The organism is Limnomicrobium aquaticum, from assembly GCF_040545545.1.
GTDB classification, from domain to species: Bacteria; Pseudomonadota; Alphaproteobacteria; order Rhizobiales; family Rhizobiaceae; genus Ensifer_A; species Ensifer_A aquaticum.
Genome location: NZ_JBEPMB010000024.1, coordinates 1 through 2,800 on the forward strand (window position 1 = coordinate 1; position 2,800 = coordinate 2,800).

The 2,800-nt window shown below is 58.0% G+C and carries 5 protein-coding genes; 1 reads left to right on the forward strand and 4 read right to left on the reverse strand.

Annotation, left to right across the window (positions count from 1 at the left end; translation table 11 throughout):
* Positions 1-45: 45 nt before the first annotated feature.
* The 4 genes from ABID16_RS23545 to ABID16_RS23560 all read right to left on the reverse strand — a co-directional run bounded on the left by ABID16_RS23545 (position 46) and on the right by ABID16_RS23560 (position 2,623).
* Complete coding sequence (locus tag ABID16_RS23545; protein WP_354558817.1) at positions 46-351, reverse strand: hypothetical protein; 306 nt, start codon at positions 349-351, stop codon at positions 46-48.
* Positions 351-1,916: an IS66 family transposase gene (gene tnpC / locus ABID16_RS23550; protein WP_354558818.1), complete on the reverse strand. Its 1,566-nt coding sequence runs from the start codon at positions 1,914-1,916 to the stop codon at positions 351-353. The genes ABID16_RS23545 and tnpC overlap by 1 nt, the downstream gene beginning before the upstream one ends.
* Positions 1,917-1,988: 72 nt before the next feature.
* Positions 1,989-2,336 (reverse strand): IS66 family insertion sequence element accessory protein TnpB, encoded by a 348-nt coding sequence (tnpB, locus tag ABID16_RS23555; protein ID WP_354558819.1) that lies wholly within the window; start codon positions 2,334-2,336, stop codon positions 1,989-1,991.
* Entirely contained in the window at positions 2,333-2,623 is a 291-nt protein-coding gene (locus tag ABID16_RS23560) for a transposase (protein WP_354558820.1), read from the reverse strand. The genes tnpB and ABID16_RS23560 overlap by 4 nt, the downstream gene beginning before the upstream one ends.
* On the opposite strand from ABID16_RS23560, the gene ABID16_RS23565 reads away from it, so the two are divergent.
* Positions 2,570-2,800 (forward strand): hypothetical protein (locus tag ABID16_RS23565; protein WP_354558821.1); only part of this gene is annotated, 231 nt, incomplete at its 3' end. The genes ABID16_RS23560 and ABID16_RS23565 overlap by 54 nt on opposite strands.

Here is a 2,800-nt window from a genome sequence, read left to right on the forward strand (position 1 = left end):
GTGAGCGTCCGGCGAGTGGATTTTGTCAGGGTCGAGAGACCGAAGTTATAGGCCTCGCTTGGCTTCGTCGGCCATGACGCGCTCGATCATCTCGGGGTCACATCGCTCATCGAGGAGAAACTGGCGGATGCCACCATCCCATGTTCGTATGTCGGCGAGCAGGTCCCGGAGATCGTCCACGCCGTTCTCGGTGAGGCCCTTTGTGCCATCTTCGCTGCCGTCGCGAACATAGAGCAATTCACCCTCGGCGATATTGTCCGAGTTGGCCGTCACTTCCTCGATGAGTTCGAGGTTCTCGCCGATCATGCCGGCGACTTCTTTAAGCGTATAGATGAACCTTGATCGCGCCATCACGCAGCCTCGGACAGGGTTTTCACTGGCTTCCAGTGCCACGGCAGCAGCTCTTCAAGGCGATCTGCGGGATGATCCTGAATGCGGGTCAGGACGTCTGTCAGATAGACTTCCGGATTGAGGTCGTGGAGTTTGGTCGTCTCGATGATGGTCAGGATATTGGCGATGCGCTCGCCGCCCTGGTCAGAGCCTGCAAAAAGCCAGTTCTTTCGACCAATTCCGAGCGGGCGCATCGCCCTTTCAGCAATGTTGTTGTCGATTTCGACACGTCCATCGTCGATGTAGACGCTCAAGGCCGCCCACCGTGACAGGGCATACCGCATCGCTTCAGCCAGCTTCTGTTTCTGCGGCAAAGTCGAAAGCGTCTCCTCGATCCATGCCTTCAAATCTCGAAGAACGGGACCAGCGTGTTCTTGTCGCAATGCCTGGCGCTCGGCGGCCGTCATGCCGCGAATGCGATCCTCGATATCGTAGAGCGCACCGATGCGCGACAGCGCCTCGTCAGCCACAGGAGACGGCTTGAGCTTGATCACGTCATGGAACTTGCGACGCACATGCGCCATGCAGGCCGCTTCAGTGATCTGGTTGCCGTAAAGCTTCTTATAGCCGCCATAGCCATCAGCATGCATCACGCCGCTGAACTCAGCGAGGTGGTCTGCCGGATGCGCGCCCTTGCGGTCGGGGCTGTAATAATAGGCAATGGCTCCAGGCGTCCGATCTCTATACCCACTGCCATCGAAGACATAGACCCAGACCCGGCCTGTTTTTGTTCTCCCGCGCCCAGGGTCGAGAACATCGACCGGGGTATCGTCCGTGTGTATTCGATCGACCGACGCGACATGGGCCCTGATCAGCAAAACGAGCGGCGCAAGAAGGGCCGATACCCGGCCTACCCAATCCGCCATAACGGAGCGAGAGATGTCTATTCCCAAGCGATCATACATCTCGGACAGACGGTAGAGTGGAATGTGATCATCGAACTTGGAGACCATGATATGGGCGAGCAATCCCGGCCCAGGCTTGCCGCGCTCGATCGGCAAAGTCGGCATTTCGCCGGACACCGTCGTATCGCAATCCTTGCAGATCATGCGCTTTTCAACATGGCGGACGATCTTCACCGAAGCCGGAACGTGCTCCATCACCTGCACGACCTTGTCGGCCGCTTTCAGGAATGAAGTTCCGCCACAGGTCGGGCAATTGCAGGGTGCTGCGTACACCATTTCTTCGGTCGGAAGGCCATCCGGCAATGGCCGGCGTTTCGGCTTGTTCGGGGCATCCTCCAGATCCGGCAACGGAGCTTTTCCAGATCGAGCCTCGGCTTCGGCGCGAGACGCCTCGATCTCCTCCAGCATCAACTCGAATTGCTCGATCTTCCGATCAATTTTCTCCGAAGAGGCACCGTGCTGCCGATGTCGAAGCAGCTCCAGTTGTGCACGCAGAAGACCGATAATGGAGTCGCGCTTGCTGACTTCGGCCTTTTGGCTCTCAAGCTTCGCCGCCTGTTCAGCGACGAGCGCGCGCAGTGCCAAGAGCTCGTTCTGACTGTCCAGAGGCGTTGTTTCCATGCCCCAAAACATAGCCGATTTGCTGTGAAAGCGCCAACATTTTAACCCGGATCCCCTTGCAAAATATAGCTTTTACCCCGTTCGTCCGGGGGCTGAAGTCCAGGCCGGTCGACGCCAGTCTATCCCTTCCACAAGCATCGAAAGCTGCGCCTGCGTCAGGTGTGCAACGCCTTCTTTCGCAGTGGGCCAGGGAAAGTATCCGCGCTCCAAAATCTTGTAAAACAGGCAGAACCCTTGGCCGTCCCACCACAGAAGTTTGATCCGGTCGGCGCGTTTTCCGCGGAAGCCAAAGATCGCACCGGAGCCCGGTGTTTCCTTGATCACCGCCTCGACCATGGTTGACAATCCATCGATGCCACGACGCATATCGGTCACCCCGCAGGCCAGATAGACCCGCACATTCCCAGAAGGCCCAATCATGCCGCCTCCACGCAAGCGATCAAGGACGCCAACGTCTTGCGCTTAATCTCGGCCGGAACCTTCAGTCTGCGACCGTTCCGTAGACGGATCTCAACGAGCATCGGCGTCCCACGATCGGCAGGATCCTGGGCAGCGCCAACGTCGTCAATCAGATGCACCGGAAGAAACGAGGTTGACGTATCCGCCTGACCCCGCATCTTCCGCCACAAACGGATCTGCGCAGGAAAGATGTCATGACGGCGGGCAACTTCACCAATGCGAGCGCCGGGTTGATCCGCTTCCGCCAATATCGCCAGCTTTGCTTCCTTCGACCATCGTCGCCTCCGCTCAACGCCGGAAATGATCTCCATTCGCGCCATGCCAATCCCTCAGATCTGGAATTAATGCCGGCACTAATGCCGGTTCTAATTTCAGAACATCGCCCATTTGGCCCGCTCAGCAAAAAGCGCTCACCGGACGCTCAC